The organism is Williamsia herbipolensis, assembly GCF_000964005.1.
Taxonomy (GTDB): domain Bacteria; phylum Actinomycetota; class Actinomycetes; order Mycobacteriales; family Mycobacteriaceae; genus Williamsia_A; species Williamsia_A herbipolensis.
Genome location: NZ_JXYP01000021.1, coordinates 260052 through 281401, shown reverse-complemented (window position 1 = coordinate 281401; position 21350 = coordinate 260052). Strand labels below are relative to the sequence as shown.

18 protein-coding genes are annotated in these 21350 nt (G+C 68.7%); 10 read left to right on the top strand and 8 right to left on the bottom strand.

The window, feature by feature from the left end:
- Nucleotides 1-7 precede the first annotated feature (7 nt).
- The 6 genes from TU34_RS12530 (at nucleotide 8) to TU34_RS12505 (ending at nucleotide 8033) form a co-directional block, all read left to right on the top strand.
- Nucleotides 8-1279, top strand: a complete 1272-nt coding sequence (locus TU34_RS12530) for an alpha/beta hydrolase (protein WP_052688893.1) — start codon at nucleotides 8-10, stop codon at nucleotides 1277-1279.
- A 334-nt stretch (nucleotides 1280-1613) separates the two neighbouring features.
- The gene (locus TU34_RS12525; RefSeq protein ID WP_160298527.1) at nucleotides 1614-2909 is read left to right on the top strand and encodes an acyltransferase family protein; all 1296 of its coding nucleotides are present in this window, start codon (nucleotides 1614-1616) and stop codon (nucleotides 2907-2909) included.
- Between the two features lie 80 nt (nucleotides 2910-2989).
- Nucleotides 2990-4519 carry a beta-galactosidase gene (locus tag TU34_RS12520; RefSeq protein ID WP_052688892.1) on the top strand — a complete coding sequence of 510 codons (1530 nt, stop codon included), beginning with the start codon at nucleotides 2990-2992 and terminating at the stop codon, nucleotides 4517-4519.
- Nucleotides 4516-5712: a lipase family protein gene (locus tag TU34_RS12515; protein ID WP_045823326.1), complete on the top strand. Its 1197-nt coding sequence runs from the start codon at nucleotides 4516-4518 to the stop codon at nucleotides 5710-5712. The genes TU34_RS12520 and TU34_RS12515 overlap by 4 nt, the downstream gene beginning before the upstream one ends.
- Before the next feature lie 6 nt (nucleotides 5713-5718).
- Complete coding sequence (locus TU34_RS12510; RefSeq protein ID WP_045823156.1) at nucleotides 5719-6321, top strand: TetR/AcrR family transcriptional regulator; 603 nt, start codon at nucleotides 5719-5721, stop codon at nucleotides 6319-6321.
- 209 nt (nucleotides 6322-6530) lie between these two features.
- The gene (locus TU34_RS12505; RefSeq protein ID WP_338062998.1) at nucleotides 6531-8033 is read left to right on the top strand and encodes a sugar transferase; all 1503 of its coding nucleotides are present in this window, start codon (nucleotides 6531-6533) and stop codon (nucleotides 8031-8033) included.
- A gap of 36 nt (nucleotides 8034-8069) precedes the next feature.
- Here the strand turns inward: TU34_RS12505 and TU34_RS12500 are convergent, their stop codons facing one another.
- Nucleotides 8070-10205: an Rv1355c family protein gene (locus TU34_RS12500; protein WP_045823155.1), complete on the bottom strand. Its 2136-nt coding sequence runs from the start codon at nucleotides 10203-10205 to the stop codon at nucleotides 8070-8072.
- A gap of 223 nt (nucleotides 10206-10428) precedes the next feature.
- On the opposite strand from TU34_RS12500, the gene TU34_RS12495 reads away from it, so the two are divergent.
- Nucleotides 10429-11205 (top strand): hypothetical protein, encoded by a 777-nt coding sequence (locus TU34_RS12495; RefSeq protein WP_203225453.1) that lies wholly within the window; start codon nucleotides 10429-10431, stop codon nucleotides 11203-11205.
- Nucleotides 11206-11209: 4 nt separating this feature from the next.
- Here TU34_RS12495 and TU34_RS12490 read toward each other — a convergent pair whose 3' ends face one another.
- Both TU34_RS12490 and TU34_RS12485 read right to left on the bottom strand, forming a co-directional pair.
- Nucleotides 11210-12517 (bottom strand): GGDEF domain-containing protein, encoded by a 1308-nt coding sequence (locus TU34_RS12490; RefSeq protein WP_150116507.1) that lies wholly within the window; start codon nucleotides 12515-12517, stop codon nucleotides 11210-11212.
- 135 nt (nucleotides 12518-12652) lie between these two features.
- Nucleotides 12653-12832: a hypothetical protein gene (locus TU34_RS12485; protein ID WP_045823154.1), complete on the bottom strand. Its 180-nt coding sequence runs from the start codon at nucleotides 12830-12832 to the stop codon at nucleotides 12653-12655.
- Nucleotides 12833-13033: 201 nt separating this feature from the next.
- On the opposite strand from TU34_RS12485, the gene TU34_RS12480 reads away from it, so the two are divergent.
- From TU34_RS12480 to TU34_RS12470, 3 genes are all read left to right on the top strand, one after another.
- The gene (locus tag TU34_RS12480; RefSeq protein WP_045823153.1) at nucleotides 13034-14164 is read left to right on the top strand and encodes an NDMA-dependent alcohol dehydrogenase; all 1131 of its coding nucleotides are present in this window, start codon (nucleotides 13034-13036) and stop codon (nucleotides 14162-14164) included.
- 48 nt (nucleotides 14165-14212) lie between these two features.
- Complete coding sequence (locus tag TU34_RS12475) at nucleotides 14213-15043, top strand: serine hydrolase domain-containing protein (protein ID WP_045823152.1); 831 nt, start codon at nucleotides 14213-14215, stop codon at nucleotides 15041-15043.
- Nucleotides 15044-15165: 122 nt separating this feature from the next.
- The gene (locus TU34_RS12470; RefSeq protein WP_045823151.1) at nucleotides 15166-15684 is read left to right on the top strand and encodes a DUF3145 domain-containing protein; all 519 of its coding nucleotides are present in this window, start codon (nucleotides 15166-15168) and stop codon (nucleotides 15682-15684) included.
- A gap of 83 nt (nucleotides 15685-15767) precedes the next feature.
- Here TU34_RS12470 and TU34_RS12465 read toward each other — a convergent pair whose 3' ends face one another.
- From TU34_RS12465 to TU34_RS12445, 5 genes are all read right to left on the bottom strand, one after another.
- Nucleotides 15768-17219, bottom strand: coding sequence for an acyl-CoA carboxylase subunit beta (locus tag TU34_RS12465; RefSeq protein WP_045823322.1), 1452 nt, complete (start codon nucleotides 17217-17219; stop codon nucleotides 15768-15770).
- A 62-nt stretch (nucleotides 17220-17281) separates the two neighbouring features.
- A complete protein-coding gene (locus TU34_RS12460) occupies nucleotides 17282-18547 on the bottom strand; it encodes a KasA/KasB family beta-ketoacyl-ACP synthase (RefSeq protein ID WP_045823150.1) in 1266 nt (421 codons plus the stop codon).
- Nucleotides 18548-18552: 5 nt separating this feature from the next.
- Nucleotides 18553-18858 carry a meromycolate extension acyl carrier protein AcpM gene (acpM, locus tag TU34_RS12455; protein WP_235456734.1) on the bottom strand — a complete coding sequence of 102 codons (306 nt, stop codon included), beginning with the start codon at nucleotides 18856-18858 and terminating at the stop codon, nucleotides 18553-18555.
- 116 nt (nucleotides 18859-18974) lie between these two features.
- Complete coding sequence (locus TU34_RS12450; protein WP_082080263.1) at nucleotides 18975-19883, bottom strand: ACP S-malonyltransferase; 909 nt, start codon at nucleotides 19881-19883, stop codon at nucleotides 18975-18977.
- Nucleotides 19884-20085: 202 nt separating this feature from the next.
- Nucleotides 20086-21348 (bottom strand): PucR family transcriptional regulator, encoded by a 1263-nt coding sequence (locus tag TU34_RS12445; RefSeq protein WP_045823147.1) that lies wholly within the window; start codon nucleotides 21346-21348, stop codon nucleotides 20086-20088.
- Nucleotides 21349-21350 lie beyond the last annotated feature (2 nt).

The window sequence follows — 21350 nt, the reverse complement described above, 5'->3', positions numbered from 1 at the left end:
GAGACCTGTGACGAAGCGCGACACCGACCGATCGCGCGGACCGGTGGTCGGGCGGGTGCGCTCACTCGCCGTGATCGGTTGTGTCGCAGCGGTGCTCGCCACGACCGTGGCCTGTGGCTCGGATTCCGACAGCGCCGACTCCGATCCCGCCCAGTCGACCATCGGCGCGCCACTGGCCGTCGACACCCGTGACACCGGGGTCGGTTCCATCGTCAGCGCCAACGAGATGCCGCTGCTCGACCGGCGCGTGAGCGCCGCGTCGTCGATCGCCGCCCGCGTGGTCTACCGCTCGACCTCGGGCATCGACGACAGCCGCACCGAGGTCTCGAGCGCCATCTTCATCCCGTCGGGAACGCCTCCCGCCGGTGGGTGGCCGGTCATCGCGCTCGGCCACGGCACCACCGGTGTGCTCGGCGAGTGCGGACCGACCCTCGATCCGACCCTGCTGGGGATCTCGATCATCGCCAGCGGTCTCGTCAGCCAGGGTTTCGCGGTCACCGTCTCCGACTATCAGGGCCTCGGCGCACCCGGTGTGACCGAACCGACACACCCGTATCTCGACGCCGCGACCGAGGGCATGAACGTCATCGACTCGGTGCGCGCCGCTCGTCGTCTGTCGCCGTCGGTGTCCAACCGATGGGCGGCTCTCGGCACCTCGCAGGGCGGGCAGGCGGTGTTCGCGGCCAACGAGCTCGCCGGCACCTACGCCCCCGATCTCGACCTCCTCGGCACCGCAGCCGCGTCGCCGCCGCTCGACATCGCGCCACTGGCGCAGGCTGCGGCACAGCGCAAGCTCACCGAGGACCAGCGCGGCCTCATGCAGTGGATGCTGCTGGTGCTCAAGCACGAGAACCCGAACCTCGACCTGGACTCGTACCGTCGTGGTGTCGTGGAATCGAACTGGGATCTGTTGTCGCAGTGCAGCCCTGCGTTCACCGGGCGTCGCGCGGCGGTCATCAAGGAGATCACTCCCGACGACCTCACGCCGTCGTCTACCGAGGCCACCGCCGCGCTCACCGAACTCCTCGCGCGGCGCAGCCTGCCGGTGCGCCGGGCCGCGGCACCGATCCTGGTGCTCTACGGCGGACGCGATCAGTTGGTGACGCCGCAGTGGACCACCGACGCCGTCGTGCGCGCGTGCCGTCTGGGCGACACCATCCAGTCGGTGCTCCAGCCCGACCGCGGCCACGCCGACATCGACATCTCGATCGCGACGAGCTGGCTGCAGAACCGGTTCAACAACCGGGCCGTCGTCAACGACTGCGGTCGCCTGACCTGAGTCGGGCGGTTCGTCCGAGTGGTGACCGTGTCGTACGGCGGTTAGGGTTGCCGCGTGGGGCCGGGTACACCGACTCCCACAGGGGGTGGCCGGGGGGCCTGCGAAACCGTGCGACGGCTTCTACCATCACTCTCGTGACCTCGTCGCGGTGATGCATCGGCAGTGTGTGCCGGTCCGTGACGCCAGCTCGTCTCCGCGTACACCTGTGCCGGGGCCCGCAGACCACGAAACGGACGGTGACGGTGAACACCTCAGCGCAGCTCGAGACCGGGGCCGCCAGTTCGTCGACGACCGCTCGACCCGCCACCGTGTGGCGTGTGGCGGGGCCGACGCCGTGACCGCCGACACCCCGCACCGAACCGGACACATCCCGGTCGTGGCGGCCTCCGCGATCTCCGGGACACCGGTCACGGCCACGGTGGCGCCGCGTCGCCGCGGTCGCATCAAGGGCCTCGACGGACCACGTGGTCTCGCCTGCATCGCCGTTCTCGTCGTGCACGTGGCCGCGCACTACTCGCCCGACACGACCGTGGACAGCAAGATCGGGATCCTGGGTCAGGCGCTCATCTTCTTCTTCGGACTCTCGGGCTTCCTACTCTTCCTGCCCTTCGTCCGGGCCCTGTTCCTCGGCGCCCCGAAGCAGCCCGACGTGCGACAGTTCGTCATCCATCGCCTGTTGCGGATCTTCCCCGTCTACATCGTCATCTTCCTGATCGCGAACTTCGCCCTGCAGGCCGCCTACCTCACCAACGCGGAGAAGTCGCTGGTCATCGGTTCGCAGGCCGGCACCGGCATGATCACCGACCCGTGGACGTTCGTCGCCAATCTCTTCCTGGTGCAGACGTACTTCCCGAGCCTCATCCAGACCGGCGTGAACCCGTCGTGGTCGCTGACACTGGAGTACGCGTTCTACTTCGCGCTGCCGATCGTGGGTGCGCTGATGTTCGCGCTACGGCGGCGGATGAGGTGGAACCCCGTCGTCATCGGGCTGATCCCCCCGATCCTGTTCGTCATCATCGGTATCGCAGGCAAGGTGTTCGCCTACTACCTCGCGCACCGTGCCGGCATCACCGACATCGCCGAGCAGAACTTCGGGGCCAACTGGTCCGCGGTGGTGCTGCGCAGCTTCCTCGGCGGCAGTGACGCCTTCGCCTTCGGTATGGCGGCGGCCGTGCTGTTCGTCGCCGTCGAGGACGGCCCCGAGGGATCGCGACTCGGCACGCGGTTGCGGCGGTGGTCGGTCGCCGGGCTGGTCGTGTCGACGGTCGCGATGTTGGCGCTCCTCGCGCTCAAGTCGAACTTCCAGGTGACCGCGACCGGCCTGGCCGCAGGCCTGTTCATCCTCATCATCGTGTTGCCGTTGGCCGAGGGGCGCCGCTCCCGGATGGCCGACATCCTCGACTTCGCGCCGTTCGAGTACCTGGGCAAGATCTCGCTGGGCATCTACCTCTGGCACTTCCCACTGCTGATCGCACTGGGACGATGGGGCCTGCTCGCGGGTGACAGCGTGGGCGGCATGCTCGGCAACCTGGCCATCGTCGGCGTCCTCTCCGTGGCCTGTGCCGCCGTGACCTACCGCTTCGTGGAGGAGCCCGGGCTGAAATACGCCCGCAAGTTGCGTATCAAGTAGCGAGGTTTCGCTAGAGTCAACTTATTAACGACCATCAACGTCCATTTAGACGACGTCACGGCCGGGGCGCTCCGTCGGCGATGGTCGCTGTCCTCGTCGCGTTGATCGTGCTCACCACCGCGTGCGGAACCGATCCCGCCGGTGACACCGCCACCTCGACCGAATCGACCCGTCCCACACCCGTGGCCGCGGCACCGGAACTGGTGCCCATCGGCGTGAACGGCGGCAGCATGCTGATCGTCGAGGACGACACCGTTCTCGAGCGGTCGATGTCGGCGATGAACGACCTCGGGGTCCGCAGTCTGCGTCTGGACATCGCCTGGCCGTTCGTCGAACCCGTGGAGGGTGTCTTCAACTGGGCGCCGGTCGACCGGGTCGTCGACGCCGCGAGAGCCCACGGGATCGACGTCGTCGGTGTGATCGACTACACCCCGCGCTGGCAGATCGGTGGATCCACGCAGTTCACCCGCCGCCCGGCCTCGGCCACCGCATTCGGCCGCTTCGCCGGCGACGTGGCCGAGCACTACTCGGGTCGGGTGTCCACGCTCGAGATCTGGAACGAACCCAACGGCGGGTACTTCTTCCGTCCGGGGCCCGACCCGGTGTTCTACACGTCGATGCTCAAGGCGGCCTACCGGCAGATCAAGGCGGCGGACCCACGGATCACCGTCCTCGGCGGCTCGGTCGCCACCGCTGTCGACACCTCCACGACGATGAACGGCCGCACGTTCGTCGAGAAGATGTACGCCGCCGGGGCGGGGCGGTACATGGACGCGCTGTCGGTGCATCCGTACTCCTATCCCACCTCGTACTCCACCGACCCCCTCGACCCGGACGGGGCGATGCGGATGGTGGCCGGGATGTACTCGGTCATGCAGGCACACGGCGACGGCGACAAGAAGATCTGGGCCACCGAGGTGGGCTTCCCGACCTCGGGCACACCGATCTCCGACGCCGCGACGCAGGCGGCGATCATCACCGAGTCGATCCGCGAGTGGTCGCAGCTGTCGTTCGCGGGCCCGATCCTGGTCCAGGAACTGCGTGACCGCAAAGACGACTCCTCCGACCGCGAGGACACCTTCGGCATCATGCGCGTCGACTTCTCGGCCAAGCCGCTCTACACCTCACTCAAGAGCCTCATCGCCGGCAACCGCAACGACGACGTCGTGTACCAGCGCGTGCTGGGGGCGTCCTCGCGTGCCCAGTTCCCGATCGGCGGCCCGGTCACCCCGTGGTACCGCCAGTCGTCACCGCGCGGGACGCAACAGATCCGGCAGGAGTTCACCGGGGGAGCGGTCACCTGCTGGATGGACCGCTGCTTCGCCTCGCCGACCGCCGTGGTGACCGCCATGGACCGGGCCGGATCGACGCCCACCGGTCCGATGGTCGACGGACGGCAGCCCGTCGACGATCTGGTGCCCACCGAGTACTTCTGGTCACCGCAGACCGGCGCGCACCCGCTGTCGGGTGAGATGCTGGACGCATGGCGACCGCAGTTCGGACTACCGATGACCGATGAGTTCCGCGACGGCGACACCACCGTGGTCCGGTGCCAGTTCGCGACCCTGCGCAGACCGGGTCGTGGCTCGGTGACCGTGGACCCGGTGTGAAGAGGCCCGCAGGGCTCACCCGACCGGTCACATGGAGCATCGCGATCATCCTGGTGCTCGTCGTGGCCGTGGTGGTCGTTCTCGTCGTCGGGCTGTCGACCCCCGACGGCACCGACAATCCCGCCCGCGGCGGTGACACCCCCGGTTCGGTGCTCTCGGCGAAGCCGATGGACGACCTCCCGCTGTTGATGAAGCTCGGCAAGGTGAAGGGCTCGGTGATCCAGTACGTGTCCACCGACTCGTCCGGCAAGCGCACCCGCGTGAGCGGCACCGTCTTCAAACCCGGCGGTGAGGCGCCTGCGGGCGGGTGGCCCGTCGTGGCGGTGGCGCACGGGACGCTCGGCATCAACACCGAGTGCGGACCGTCGTTGTCGAGCGACCTGCACGGGCTGATCGGCCTCGCGCAGGGACTCCTGGGCGCGAAGTACGCCGTCGCGATCGCCGACTACCAGGGACTGGGCGCAGCAGGGGTCCACCCTTACCTGGACTCGGACACGGCGGGCCGCAACGTCATCGACTCGGTGCGTGCACTGCGCTCGGTGTTCGACGACATCTCCCCTCGATGGGGAGGTTTCGGATCCTCGCAGGGCGGTGGCGCGATCTGGGCCGCCGACGAGGGCGCGCGCACCTACGCACCCGAGCTCGATCTCGTCGGCGTCGTCGCCGGCGTCCCCGCCGCCGATGTCGTGGGACTCGTCGCGAAGGCCCGCGCCGGCACCCTCACCCGTGATCAGGCCCCGGCCCTGCAATGGATCGTCGAGGCGGCCGCCCGATCACACCCCGACATCGTCCGCGACGACTACCGCAGCGGCAGCGCGGTCACGAACTGGGACGTGCTCTCGGCGTGCGCGGGCCCGCTGGTCAGTCGACGCAACGCCGCCGCCGACGCGCTCGGGCCGTTCGACCTCGCCCCGCGCACCGATGAGGCGGCCGCGCGTCTCACCGACCTCCTGAGGTCGTACGCGTTGCCACGCAAGGCCATCAGTGCACCGATGTACGTGCTCTACGGCGATGCCGACACCTACATCGACAAGGCCTGGACGAAGGCCGCGGTCGCGAAGGCCTGCGCGCTCGGCGACCGCCTCACCATCAGTGAGCAGGCGGGCAAGGGGCACGGCGACATCGACCTCGACAACGCGCTGCCGTGGTTGCAGTCGCGGTTCGCCGGCGCGACCTCCGAGCAGGACTGCTGAACCGCTGTGTCGGCGGTAGTCGGGAACGGTCGATCCGAGCCCACCGCACGTGATGTCGCCAAGGCGGCACGCCGTGCCGAGATCCTGCGCGCCGCAGCCCATCTCATGGCTCGCCGCGGGTACGCGGCCGTTCGGTTGGAGGACATCGGCGCCGAGGTCGGTATCAGCGGTCCGGCCATGTATCGGCATTTCGACGGCAAACACGACCTGCTCGCGCAGCTGCTGATCGACGTGTCGCGTCGGCTGCTCGACGGCGGACGGGCCGCGCGCGCCGCGCCCGGGGCGGCAGAGGTCCTGGGAGCCCTGATCGACCGGCACGTCGATTTCGCGGTGTCCGAACCCGATCTCATCGAGGTCCAGTTCCGCGATCTGTCCTCGCTCGACACCGACGCACGGCACCTCGTGCGCCGACTGCAGCGCGAATACGTCGACATCTGGGCCGACGTCCTCGTGGAGCACCTCGAGGTGCCCCGAGACGAGGCGCGGACCAGGGCGCACGCGGTCTTCGGTCTGATCAACTCCTCGCCACGGCTGCGCGACGTGCCCACCCCGCGGGTGCGCGATCTGCTCGTCGCGATGGCGCGCGCCGCCGCCGAGCAGCGGAGCTGACCTCCCCGATCGGTGGGTCCAGTTCACCTGGCGGCGCCCCTGATGGACGTCTGTACGTAACGCCGGTCCCGCAGAATGAGATGTAGCCGTCAAGACCCCGTACAAGCACGCTCACCGCGCGGGGAAACCAGTTAGGCTGTCAAACCAGTTCGTCGCCATCGGAGTAGGTCGGACACCGGCACGCCGGTGCTCGACAGGAGAGGAGTGTCGTGACCTCGCTGCCCTTCCGCCCGCACGCACGCTCCACCGTCCCCGTGACCGACGCCCGCTTCGTCCAGCCGCGTTCCCGGCACTGGATGTACAAGTACGCCGCCCGCGCCCGCATCGTCGACCTCGTCGTCATCACGGTGGCCGTCGCGACCGCTCTCATCGTGCGTTTCGGATATCACCTGACCCACACCCTCGGTCGCTTCAGCTGGCCCGCCATCTTCGTCGCGGGCGCGATCGTCGTGTGGTGGTTCGGGATGCTGCGCATCACCCAGAGCTCGGACCGTCGTGTGCTGGGGAGCGGCCCCAACGAGTACAGCCGGGTGCTCACCTCCTCGGTGACCACGTTCGGCGTGTTCGCGATCGTCGATCAGCTGATGGCCCTGAGCGTCGCGCGCGGCTTCCTCGCCATCGCGTTCCCGCTCGGCACGGCACTGCTGTTGCTGAGCCGCTGGAGCATGCGGCGCTACCTCGTCAGCATGCGTCGATCCCGCAAGTACCTCGAACGCGTGCTCATCATGGGCGGCGTGCGTTCCGCCCGACCGCTGATCGACCGACTCGAGGCCAGTCCGGAGCTGGGGTTCGAGGTCGTCGGTCTGTGCGTGCCGGTCGAGAAGCCGACCGATCCCGAGATCATCGAGTCGTGCGGACGGCTGATCCCGGTGTTCGGGGACTTCTCCGACGCCCGCAGCGCGGTCGCCCTGTCGGGTGCCACCACCGTCGCGGTCACCTCCGCCGAGGTCCTCGGGCACTCCGCGATGCGGGAACTGTCGTGGGATCTCGACGACATGGACGTCGAGATGCTGGTGTCGCCCGGTGTCACCGACGTCGCCGGCCCGCGCATGATGGTGCGGCCCGTCGCAGGACTCCCGCTGCTGCACATCGACAAGCCCGCCTACGAGGGCGCGAACCGTTTCCTCAAGTCGGCCTTCGACCGCAGTGCCACCGCGGTCCTGCTGATCCTGCTCTCGCCGGTGATGCTCGCGTGTGCGATCGCCATCAAGCTGAGCTCGCCGGGGCCCGTCTTCTACCGCGGCGAACGCGTCGGACTGGGCAACGAGCCGTTCCCGATGTGGAAGTTCCGGTCCATGGTCGTCGGCGCCGATGCGCAGCGTCAGATGTTGGCAGGCCAGAGTCAAGGCAACGGCGTCCTGTTCAAGATGGCCGACGATCCCCGCGTCACCCGCGTCGGCAAGTTCCTGCGCAAGTACAGCCTCGACGAACTGCCGCAGTTGTTCAACGTGATGGGCGGCTCCATGAGCCTCGTCGGACCGCGTCCGCCGCTCCGCGAGGAGGTCGAGACCTACGACCACGTCGTGACGCGCCGGATGCTCGTGCGTCCCGGCATCACCGGACTGTGGCAGGTCTCGGGTCGCTCGGACCTCTCGTGGGAGGAGTCGGTGCGTCTGGACCTCTCCTACGTGGAGAACTGGTCGATCATGCAGGACATCCTCATCCTGTGGCGCACCGCGAAGGCCGTCGTCTCCCGCGACGGCGCCTACTGACCCGCGCCGCCCGTCGCGGCTGTCGCGACGAACACCTCACGCCAGGGGTGGCCTTCGCCGACTGACCGGCACGGGCGTCGGGTTGCGGAACACCCGCAGGATCACCGCCACCGCAGCGTCGTCGTCGAGTCCGAACGACTGTCGCACCCCTCGGTCGATCACTCCCAGCGTGTGGGCGTGGGCGGGTGAGATCTGCTGTCGCTCATCGTCGTTCGCGGCATAGAGCGACGGGGGGACCGCGGGTGACACCGCGAGCCCCAGGGCCGTGGCGCACAGCCACACCGCCTCGGTCGCCATCCCGCCGCGGACGAAACTCTCCCGGCCCCAGTCCTCGACGCTGATCGCGACGAGGGCGGATGACGAGCGTGCCGCACCCGCGGTGGGCGCGCCGAGCACCGATCCGGCGCCCCAGGCCTCGAGGTGGGCCATCGCGTCCGGTCGGGAGACGAGGTCGAGCATCCCGCGCGCCGCGACCGGCACACCGAGGGACTCGATGTCGACACCGGTGTCGGGATCGGCCGATCCCGGTCGTCGCCGCGCCTCGGTCATCTCGGCGTGCAGGGCCGGTGTGAGGTGTCGGATCCGGGCGCCGTCGCCCAGCAGTGCCGAACACGTCTCGAGTCGCGCCCGGTCGGTCAGCAGGTGCACACGCGCGTCGGCCGCGGTGAGCGCCTCGATCTCGGCGGGGTGCAGCGGCGAGCCGTCACCGGGGAGTCGAGATGTGGCGCGGCGCAGCACGAGACCGATGTCGTGGGCGCGGCCGTCGGCGCCGGTGCCCATCTCGTGGCGCACACGCATCCCGTCGTCGTGGATCGTCGTGCGTCCCAGCCGACCTCGCGCAGAGGCCGCGACCTCCATGTTGTGGGCGAGCGCACCGAGGGCCACCGCGCTCATCCTGCGTGCGAGGTCGGTGGTGCGCGGCGGTGCGGTCTCCCGGATGCGTGCGTCGATCCCGTCGCCGTCGATCCCGATCGACCAGGGCTGCCCGTTGTGGGCCGACGGCGCGCGCGACGCGGCGAACGCGACAGCCTCGTCGTCGGGCAGTCGGTCGAAGATCGCGGCGAGGTCCGGGGTCGCGGGCGTGGCGGGTGTCGGGGGCGGTGTGGTCGGGAGGTCGTCGAGGGGGTCGTACACGCGATCGAGCGCGGCCTCGATGTCGATGCGCACCCGTCCCGACGGCAGGGGAAGGCCCAACCCGAGGCGACGCACCGCGGCCGCGCACGATGCGCCACCGAGCGCGACGTCGCCGCCGAGTTGCGGCCAGGTCGCCAGCGTCGCCCCGACCTCGAGGGCCGAGGCGGCCATCCGCGAGGTGACACGGGTGGGGTCGAGCAGGGCCAGCGCCAGCGGCACCTTCTCGCCCGCGGTCAGGCCGGTCAGGCCGGCCGCATCGATGTCGCCGAGCAGTCCGTGGAACAGCGGGCGGTCCGGCGACAGGTCGAACCGCTCCACGTCGAGCACCCCGCCGTCGCTGGTCTCCATGATCACGGGTATCCCGGCGGCGCGTGCCCGGTCGCGGATGAGCACCTTGGCGTCGAAGGAATCGCATTCCTCGGCGACGAGATCGAGGCCGTCGAGAAACTGCGCTGCGGTGGTCTCGTCGATGCCGACCGGCATGATCTCGACGGTCAGATAGGGGTCGATCTCGGCGATGCGTCGCGCAGCCACCACCGCCTTGTTGACGCCGATGTCGAAGACGGTGGCCGGGACACGGTTGAGATTGGACAGGTCGATCTCGTCGAAATCGGCGAGCCGCAGCGTGCCTGCGAGTCCCTCGATCGCGATGGTGTGGGCGACACAGTGTCCGACGCTCAGACCCACCACACCGACCCGGCGCGAGCGCAGGACGGCGTCCTCGGCGAGGGTGATCTTGTTCTGGTTCCGATCGAGCCGCAGGCGCCGGAACCCGCTGGGCCCCAACAGGTGTACGAGAGTCGACCGCCACGGATAGAAGACCCACCGCGAGTCGCGCAGGTGATGGTCGTCAGGGGCGGGGACCACCTCGCTCAACGAGATCCGTTGCGCCGCGAGTGTGTCGGTCACCTGTACGGCGGAATCGTCTCGGAGGGCGGCGATGCGGAGACGGTCGCGATCGTCGGAGGGGTCGAGGATCTCCACCGATGCGAGATCCGACGTCGGGCGCGAAGAACTCGTCGATGAATGATCGGACATGTCGATCCCTCTTTTCCGAAAGCGTGTTTAATGGTTTCTCGGGGGCGATGTCGAGAATCATCATCGACAGTCGTACAGGGGTTGTCGGGGGGCATTCACCAACGCGTATGGCGTATGTATTCCGATGAATTCTGTGCATTATTCGACATTGAAGAATGGTCTTTCGGTCGACGTCGTCTCCGTGTCCCGAGCTCGGAGTTCTCACGTTGCAGAAAGGTGTGCGATGTCCCTCGCAACAGCTGTGCAGTCCTCATCCCGTCTGACCGACCGACTTCCCGGGGTCGGACTGACGACGATGACCGACCCGTCGAGCGGGTGTCGACTCACCATGGCCACCCCCGATGCCGCACCGGACCTGTGGATCCGCTATCTCGACGGAGCCCGCGCGGTCTACCGGGCACATCGGGTCTCCGCCGCACTCGATTACGACGCCGTCGCCGACGGGACCTCGACGAGCGTGTTCTTCGCGGTGACCGACGACCACGACGTCCTGCTCGGTGGACTGCGGGTGCAGGGCGCCTACGTCTCGGTGGACCAGACCCACGCGGTGCAGGAATGGGCCGGGTGCGACGGCCGCGACGCGCTGATCGATGCGATCGACCGGCGCCTCGACGCCGGCGTCGTCGAGCTGAAGACCGCATGGGTCAACCCGCTCGCCGACGATCCGTCGGCGGTGTCGTCGCTGCTCGCCCGCGTGGCCCTGCCCGTCGTCTCGGCGATGGGCGTGCGGTACCTCATGGCCACCGCCGCCGAGCACGTCCTGCGTCGGTGGTCGTCGTCGGGTGGCCGCGTCGACCGGACCGTCCCCGCGTCGCCGTACCCCGACGACCGCTACCGGACGAGTCTGATGTGGTGGGACGCCACGACACTGGCCCGGAACGCCGACCCGACCGTGTACGCCCAGATGCGTCACGACACCGCGGGTCTGCTGGGTCCCGACGCCCTGCTCGGTAGCGCGGAGCGGATCGACGCGGTGGACCGGAGCCGTCACGCAGCCTGATCCCTCACGCCATCCGGCGGGCGGGGGCCGCGGTGCCGACGGCGTCGCCGTCCACGAAGTGGATCGGTGACGACGACAGGCACACCACGCGGTCCCGTCCCGCGCTCTTGGCCACGTAGACCCACCGGTCGGCGAGGTGGGTGAGGTGATCGATCACGTGCGAGATGTTCGGGCGACCCGATCGCGTGCTCGACAGCGGCGCCGCCACGGCACCGATGCTCACCGTGACCGTCGACCCCGCGGCGACCGCCTCGCGGATCCGCTCGGCCGTGGCCGACAATGCGGCCTGACCGGTGGTGCCGCACAGGACGACGAACTCCTCGCCGCCGAACCGCCCGATGAGGCTGCTGCGGGGTGCGGAGGCGGTGATCGCGGCGACGGTGTCGACGAGGACGGTGTCGCCGACGGCGTGTCCGAGGCGGTCGTTGATCGCCTTGAAGTGGTCGACGTCGATGAGCAGGAACCCGACCTGGTCACCTGCGGTCGCGACGGTCGTCAGCAGATCGCCGCTGCGGGCGAGGAATCCGCGCCGGTTGAGCAGACCCGTCAGCGGGTCGGTGTCGCCGAGGACGGCGTACCGCTGCATCGTCACCTCGAGCGAGTTGCGCAGCGCCGCGACGATGAACACCGGGACCATCACGTTGGCCACACCGGCACCGCACCGCACGATGACGCCGACAACCGAGGTGACGTCGATGAACGCCAGACCGATGGCGAGCGCGACGGCAAACATCGCGAACGACACGACCACGCGGCGTGAGGACGACATCGCCGCGATCGCCGGTATCGCCGCGAGCAGGGTGATGATGACCCCCGACGCGGCGGGCTCGGTGACCACGTAGGCGGCCACCGCGATCCCGACCATCCCGATGAAGCCGAAGGCGGCGAACAGTCGGTCGCCCAGGCGTCCCACGACCAGCGTCGTGCTGAAGACCAGCAGCGTGAACAACCAGACGGTCACGAGCCAGGGCAGCCCGCCCTCACGGATGAAGGCCGGCTGCAGGAAGGCCAGGACCGGCAGGGGGAGTGATCCGCTGGTGCTGAGCAGGACCGCGGCCGAGCGGGCGTCGAACCGGCGCATCAGTCTCGCGGTGGCCGAACCGCGACCCCGCCCGGCGACGACCTCGGTGCGTGGATCGCTGTCGAGTTCGGCGATGGAGTGCATCCGGCGTTGCCGCGACTCGTCGACCGCCGCATCGGCGCGCCTGTCCGGTTCCCGAGGCGGGGCTGACGGAAGGCGCGGGGACACGACGGGAGGCGGCGGATCGGTGCTCGCCGCACGGCCGCGCGGCGTCTCCGGGTCCGTGTGCACGCCGACAACTATGCCCTGTTCATCGCGGTTTCGTCACAGGTCCGCATGCCGGACACCCGGGGTGGTGGGACGGTGTCACCCATCGTTACCGGAGCTTTCCATATCGGTGTCGCCGACGCTGTGACCGCGCACAAGTCAGTCGGCCGACGGCCACGGGTAATCCGTGCTGTGCATGACGATGTCGCAGCGACCGCAGATCCAGATGCGTTGCGGTGGATCGCTCCGGTTGTCCCAGCCGACCAGCATCCGGCGGCCGCCCAGACGGTGGCCGAGCGGGCAGTGCGAGGGGAATCGCTCGATCAGGGGCGCCATCATCCACTCCAGACTCGGCCCGCGACGAGATCGATCGCGACACTACCGGCGTGCCACGACGGGTGTCACCGGCGACCGGCCCCGGCCCGGCGCGACGACTCGCCGATGCGGAAATAGAACACGTTCCATTTTTGCCCCGGAGTGACTAGTGTCACCGCTAGGACACGTCGGGTCATCACCCCGGCGACGATGTGGAGGTTGTTCGTGAAGACCAAAGGTGCACTGCTCAGGAACTTCAACGAGAAGTGGGCGATCGAGGAGATCGAGATCGGCGAGCCCCGCGCCAGCGAGGTGCGCATCCGCATGGAGGCGGCCGGGATGTGCCACTCCGATCACCACCTCGTGACCGGTGGCATCCCCATGGCCGGGTTCCCCGTCCTCGGCGGACACGAGGGCGCGGGCGTCATCGAGGCCGTCGGAGAGGGTGTCACCGACTTCGCGGTCGGCGACCACGTGGTGCTGTCGTTCATCCCCTCGTGCGGCAAATGTCCGTCCTGTCGCTCGGGGCTCAGCAACCTCTGCGACTTCGGCGCGATGCTCCTGCAGGGCGAGGCCGTGTCCGACAACACCTTCCGCGTGCACACCGCGGCGGGGGAGAACGTCTACCCGATGACACTGCTCGGGACGTTCTCGCCGTACATGGTGGTCCACGAGACCTCGGTGGTGAAGATCGACCCGTCGATCCCCTTCGAGGTCGCCTGCCTCGTCGGCTGCGGTGTCCCCACAGGGTTCGGATCAGCCACCCACAGCGCCAAGGTGCAGGTGGGCGAGGACGTCGCGATCGTCGGGTGCGGCGGCGTGGGCATCTCCGCCCTGCAGGGCGCGGTGCTCGCCGGTGCCCGCAACGTGTTCGCCATCGACCCCGTCGAGTGGAAACGCGAGCAGGCCATGAAGTTCGGCGCCACCCACGCCTTCGCGAGCGTGGAGGAGGCGGCCATGACCATCGCCGAGGTCACCGAGGGCGGTATGGCCAAGAAGGTCATCGTCACCGTCGGTGAGGTGCACGGCTCCGATGTCGACCTGTGGATGGGCATCACCGCCAAGGCGGGCACCTGCGTGCTCACCGGCATGGGCTCCATGATGGAGACCGACGTGACGCTCAACCTCGCCATGCTCACCCTGCTGCAGAAGAACCTGCAGGGCACCATCTTCGGCGGCTCGAGCCCCAAGCTCGACATCCCCATGCTGCTGTCGCTGTACAAGACTGGCAAGCTCAACCTCGACGACATGGTCACCCGGCAGTACCGCCTCGAGCAGATCAACGAGGGCTACCAGGACATGCTCGACGGCAGGAACATCCGCGGCGTCATCCGCTTCACCGACGAGGACCGCTGAACCCGTCTCCGACGGGGGGATCGCTGAACCGTCTGACACGATGATCGCGTGCCCGTACTCGATCAGCTCGACGGATGGCCGGTGGACTCGGTGTCGGCCGCGGTGGTGGTCGGCGGCGAGGTCGTCGCGCGCCACGGGGACACCGGACGCGCGTACCGCCTCGCGTCGGTGACCAAACTGCTCAGCGCGTACGCGGTGCTGGTCGCCGTCGAGGAGGAGGCCGTCACCCTCGACCGGCCGGCCGGCCCACCCGGGTCGACGGTCGCCCACCTCCTCGCGCATGCCTCCGGTCTGGCCTTCGACGCCGTGGACGGCGACACCGCGGCGATCGAGGCCGGCGTGGGGGAGAAGCGGATCTACTCCAACGCGGGCTTCGCCGTGCTCGCCGACGAGGTCGCCACCGCGACCGGCATCGGGTTCGCCGACTACCTGCACGAGGCGGTGTGTGCCCCGCTCGGGTTGGGGGCGACGGCGCTGAGCGGGCCGGCCGGTCACGGTGCGGAGTCGTCGGTCGACGACCTCGCCGTGTTCGCCGCCGAACTCCTCGCACCCCGACTGCTCGCCACGTCGACCGTCTCCGAGGCGACATCGGTGCAGTTCCCGGGCCTCGACGGCTTCGTGCCCGGGTACGGGAGGCATCGGCCCAACGACTGGGGTCTCGGGATGGAGATCCGGGCCGAGAAGTCGCCGCACTGGACCGGGACGTCGAACTCGCCCGCGACGTTCGGCCACTTCGGACAGTCCGGGACGTTCCTGTGGGTCGATCCCACGATCGATGCCGCCTGCGTGGTGCTCACCGACCGCGACTTCGGGGCGTGGGCCAAGCCCCTGTGGTCGGAGTTCAACGACGAGGTTGTCGCAGCGATTCACGATCGATAACACTGTGCACTGGCGCAACACGGGTCACATGAGGCACACTTGTGGTGCGCAGTGTGCTATCGCCGGATGTCGCAAGGTCGTTGGGGAAGACGCTCCTCGTCGACATCCCGGAGGTTGGAACAGTGCGCACTCTCGAACAGTTCGCGGACCGGACGACGGGCGTGGTCTACATCCACTCGTCGCCGACCGCGTTGTGCCCGCATGTGGAGTGGGCTCTGTCGTCGACCCTCGATGCCCGCGCGAACCTGAAGTGGTCCGCGCAGGAGGCGGCGCCGGGCCTGCAACGGGCGACCGTCGACTGGACCGGTCCGGTCGGTACCGGCGCACGATTGGCCAACGCCCTGCGTGAGTGGTCGCCCCTGCGCTTCGAGGTCACCGAGAACGCCAGTGACGGCGTCGACGGCGAACGGTTCTGCCATGTCCCCGGACTCGGTCTGTGGCGGGGCTCGATGAGCGCCAACGGTGATGTGATGATCGGCGAGATGCAGCTGCGCGCCATGCTCGACGCCCAGGCCGACGGCATCGGACTCGCCGGACGTCTCGACGCCGCGCTCGGCACCGCCTGGGATTCCGCGCTCGAGGAGTTCCGCATGGGTGGCGCCGGCGCCGAGGTCACCTGGCTGCACCAGCGCGTCGGCTGACCGGACCCTCTCGACGCGATCCATACGACGAGAAAGGCCCTGGACCTCTGAGGTCCAGGGCCTTTCTCGTGTTCAGGATCGGATCACAACGGGATGTTCTTGTGACGTCCTCGCCGTGCCGGTGCCGAGGCCAGGGCCTCGGCGATCATGCTGCGGGTCTTCGCCGGATCGATGATCTCGTCGACGACACCGATCGACTGCGCGCGACCCACGCCGCCGGCGATGGCCTCGTGCTCCACCGCGAGGCGATCGTGCAGGGCCTCACGCTCGTCGTCGGCCGCAGCCGCCAGCGCCTTCTTGTGCAGGATGCCGACGGCCGCCTTGGCGCCCATCACCGCGACCTCGGATCCCGGCCACGCGAACACCGCGGTCGCCCCCAGCGCGCGGGAGTTCATCGCGATGTAGGCCCCGCCGTAGATCTTGCGGGTGACGAGCGTGACGCGGGGAACGGTGCACTCGGCGAACGCGTGCAGCAGCTTCGCGCCACGACGCACGACGCCGTCCCACTCCTGGCCGACACCGGGCAGGTACCCCGGGACGTCGGTGAGGACGATCAGCGGGATCCCGAAGGCGTCGCACAGACGCACGAACCGGGCCGCCTTCTCGGCGCTGAGCGAGTTGAGGCACCCACCCATGCGCAACGGGTTGTTGGCGACGACGCCGACGCTGCGTCCCGACAGTCGGCCGAAACCGACGACGATGTTCGGCGCGAACTTCGCCTGGATCTCCTCGAAGCTGGAGATCTCGGTCTCGCCATCGGCGGCGAGGTCGGTGTCGAGCAGGCCCGCGACGACCGGGTGGACGTCGTACGCCCGTCGGTTCGACTCCGGCAGAAGCGCTTTGAGGTCGGTGTCGCCGGCCTCGGCGCGCTGCCTGCTGAAGTGGCCCTGCTGGCTGAACGTCGCCACGAGGCGACGGGCACGCCACAGGGCGTCGGGCTCGGAGTCGGCGGTGATGTGGCTGACGCCCGACTTCTTGCCGTGCGTCAGCGGTCCGCCGAGCGACTCCATGTCGACCTGCTCACCGGTGACACTGCGGACGACGTCGGGTCCGGTGACGAACACCCGACCGGCCGGCGCCATGATCACGATGTCGGTGAGCGCGGGGCCGTACGCCGCGCCACCCGCGGCGAAACCGACCACCACGGAGATCTGCGGGACGTACCCGGAGGCACGCACCATGGCCTCGAACACCTTGCCGACGGCGTGCAACGCCTCGACGCCCTCGGCGAGGCGCGCGCCTCCCGAGTGCCAGATCCCCACGATGGGGGCCTGTTCGGCGATCGCGGTGTCGATGGCGTTGACGATGTGCGCACACCCGACCACACCCATGGCGCCGCCCATGACGGTGCCGTCGGTGCAGTACGAGATGGTGCGCACGCCGTTGACGCGACCGACGGCCGCCTGCACGCCCGACTTGTCGCGGGAGTGCAGCAGCGACATCGAACCCTCGTCGAAGAAGTTCGTCAGTCGCAGCAGCGGATCACGAGGATCTGCCGAGTCCTCGTGCGAGGTGATCGGAGCCATGGTTGTCATCGATTCTCCTAACAGTTCCGGCGAGTCACGCACCACAGGCAACTGTGTGTTGGTGACGGGTGTCAGTAACGCCCAAAGGCGAGCGCCACGTTGTGCCCACCGAATCCGAACGAGTTGTTGATGGCGTAGTCGATGTGCCCGTACCGCGGCTCACCGGCGACGACGTCGAGATTGCACTCCGCGTCCATGTTGTCGAGGTTCAGCGTGGGCGGGATGACCCCGTCCTCGATGGCCTTGACCGTCAGGACCGATTCCAATGCACCCACCGCGCCGATGGAGTGCCCGAGCGCGGACTTCGGTGCGTACACCGCAGCGTGCTCGCCGATTGCCGAGTTGATCGCCAGCGCCTCGGCGGTGTCGCCGATCGACGTCGACGTCGCGTGGGCGTTGACGTGCGTGATGTCGGTGCGCTGCAGACCTGCGGTCTCCAGTGCACGCGCCATCGCGCGTGCCGCACCCAGTCCCTCGGGATGGGGTGCGACGAGGTGGTACCCGTCGGACGTGATGCCCTGACCCAGCAGACGCGCATGGATGTGCGCACCACGGGCCCGGGCGTGATCCTCGCGTTCGAGGATCATCAGCGCGGCGGCCTCGCCGAACACGAAACCGTCGCGGTCCTTGTCGAACGGTCGCGACGCCGCGGCGGGGTCGTCGTTGCGCGTGCTCATCGCCCGCATCATCGCGAAGCTGGCGATCGGCACGGCGTCGATGAATCCCTCGACACCACCGGTGACGACCATGTCGGCGTCGCCGAGCACGATGTGCCGCCATGCGTGGGCGATCGCCTCCGAGCCCGACGAACACGCCGAGACCGGGGTGATGACGCCCGCGCGGGCCCCGACGTTCAGGCCGATGACCGCGGCGGGTCCGTTCGGCATGGTCATCGGGACGGCCAACGGCGACACCTTGCGGTAGTTGCCGGTCAGCGTCATCGCGTCGTGTGCGGCGATGAGCGCATCGCCGCCGCCGAGGCCGGTGCCGAGAACGACCGCGAGGCGGTCCTTGTCGACATCGGGCTCGCCGGCCTGCTTCCACAGGCGCTTGCTCATCACGTGGGCCATGCGCTCGACATAGCTCATGCGACGGGCTTCGACGCGGGACACCTCTTCGGTCGGGTCCTTGACCAACTTCCCGCCGATACGAACCGGGAGTTCGTACTTGGTCAGGAAGTCGTCTGTGAGGGCCTTGATACCGGTCTCGCCGGCCAGAAGACCCTTCCACGTGGAGTCGAGATCTTCACCGACCGACGTCGTCGCGACCATGGAGGTCACGACGACGCTGGGGAAGTTCCCGGCTGCCGTGGAGAATTCACGAAGAGTGGAGGTCAATTACGTCACTCAGCCTTCTTGTTGGCTTCCACCTGCGCTGCGATGGCGGCAGCGGCCTCGGGGTTCTCGGCCTCGAGCTTCTGGATGTAGCCCACCGCGTCACCGACGGTGCGCAGACCGGCCAGATCCTCATCGGGGATCTTCACTCCGTACTTGTCCTCGGTCTGCACCGCGATCTCGACCATCGACAGCGAGTCGATGTCGAGGTCGTCGACGAAGGACTTGTCGAGCGTGACCTCGGAGGGCTCAATACCGGTGACCTCTTCGATGATCTCCGCGATGCCGGCAATGAGTTCTTCCTGAGTCGCCACGGGGTGGCTCCCTTCTTGTCGTGTTCGTCCTGACATGTTCCGGAACGGTGGCCTGGCCACCGTCTGGACGGGCGCCTGCGGCGCCTTTCCGGGTACCCCCGCGTGTGCGGGAGCAACTATCCAAGTTCTGTGATGCCCTCGAGGTCGTCGGGCGTCTTCAGGGCGCGCGTGGGCGTCCCCTTCAGCTCGCGTTTGGCGATCCCGGTGAGCGCTCCGGCGGGCGGCAGTTCGATGAGCGAGTCGACGCCGAGTTCACGCATCGTCGCCGAACAGAGATCCCATCGAACCGGGTTGGTCACCTGCGAGACGAGTCGCGCGAGCGCCTCGACACCGGAGGTGACGGGCTTGCCGTCGAAGTTGGACAGGAGCACAGCGGTGGGATCCTGCGGGGTGATGGCCGCGGCCGCTGCCGCGACCGCATCCTGGGCCGACGCCATGAAGTGCGTGTGGAACGCTCCGGCCACGGACAGCTTACGGGTTCGCGCCTTCTCCGGCGGGTCGGCGATCAGCGTGTCGATCGCCTCGACGGTGCCGGCGGCCACGATCTGCCCGACCGCGTTGCGGTTGGCGGGCACCAGATCGAGTTCGGCGAGACGGGCGAGCACCTGCTCCTCGTCGCCCCCGAGCACCGCGGCCATGGTGGTGGGCACCTCGGCGCACGCCTTGGCCATCTCCGCGCCGCGGATCGCCGCGAGCGAGACGGCCTCGTCGCGGGTGATCACGCCGGTGATCGCGGCGGCAGCCAGTTCGCCGACGGAGTGCCCGGCGACGACGACGTCGGCCGGGATCCGGTGACGCTTGCCGAGCTCGTCGAACGCCAACAGCGCCGAGACGACGACGAGCGGCTGGGTCACGGCGGTGTCGGTGATCTCCTCGGCGGTCGCGGTCGTCCCGAGCCGCTCGAGGGGCAGCCCGGTCAGCTTGGACCACGTGGCGACCTGGTCGGCCGCACCGGGGAGCTCGAGCCACGGCTCGAGCATTCCGGGAGTCTGGGAGCCCTGTCCGGGCGCAAGCAATGAGAGCACCTGATCAGAGAACACCCTTCGGGCGCCCGATGCTGGTGTGGAGGGCACCGAACCTTGTCGCCGGCTTTTGTGCGGTTCCTACAAACGACTGTGCGGACGTATCCACTTCGTCACCGGTTCGAGATTCGTGATCCGCAACAGACTCATCTCGCACGCGATGGGAAAATACACACAAAATTGTGACGCACGTTACTCATGGGGCTCATGAGAGCGTTCCCTGGTGCACTTGCGCCAGACGCCCGACCGTCGATGCGACCCGCAGCACGTACGCATCGCGCGGGTTGGTCGGGTCCCGACCGGTCACCTCGGCGATCCGTTTTAGTCGATATCTGACAGTATTCGGATGAACGAACAGTTCCCGCGCGCACGATTCGACCGATCCGCCCGAATCGAGATACGCATCGAGGGTGTTGGTGAGTGTGTCGCCGCCCTTGGCCAACGGCGTCACCAAGAAGTCGTTGAGAGTCCGCACCGCGGCCCGGTCGCCGAGCAACGCACGCTCGGGCAGGAGCTCCCAGCTGTGCACCGGCCGCGGGGCACCGGGCCATCCCGCGACCGCCTCCATGCCGGCCAACGCCTCCACGGCACTGCTGTGGGCCGCACCCAGCGACGGGGTGGTGTGACCGATCACGACCGGCGCATCGGCGAAATGCGTCAGCAGGGTCGTCACGAACGGATCCGACGAGTCCATCTCACCGCTGACGATGGCCACCAGCAACGTACCCTGCACCACCGACAGGGCCGACCGGTCGTGCCGACGCGCACTGTTGTGGATCGCGAGCGGCACCGACACGTTCTGCTCCGGCGGCGGGTAGCCGACCACCACGGTGGCCGTCGCGTCGGAATCCCAGTTGAGGGCGGCCGCGCGGGACAGCAGGGTCGGGCCGGTGTCGCCGCGGACGACGGCGTCGACGACCAGTGCCTCCACCCGCGAGTCCCAGGCGCCGCGGGACTCGGCCGCCGAGGCGTAGATCGCGGCCGCCGCGAACCCGATCTCGCGGCCGTAGCGCAGCACCGACTCGGTGAGTGCCCGCAGCTGTGCGTCGTTGCGGGCGAGCAGGGGCAGCCACTTCTCGAAGAACTCCATCGCGACGCGCACCATCTCGACCGACTGCAGGAGGCTGATGCGTCGGGTGAGGTCCTGCGGGACCACCTGGAAGGCCTGCACGGTGAACTTGAGGTTGCCGTCGGGATCCTGCAGCCACTCCACGAAGTTGACCACCGCGGTCTGCACCACCAGCTGCACGCTCGCGCGTTGCCCCGCCTCGAACTCGGCGAAGTACGGCAGCTGGTCCTGCATCGAGTGGACGGCCTCCGTGGCCAGACGACCGCTGTACTGCTTGACCCGCTTGAGCAGCGTGTCGGGCAACGCGTCGTGGACGTCGGCCGGAGCCGGTACCCGAGCCCCCCGCTCGCTGAACAGGTCACCCGGACTCTGTTCGGGGGCGTGGGGGGTCTCGGTCACCG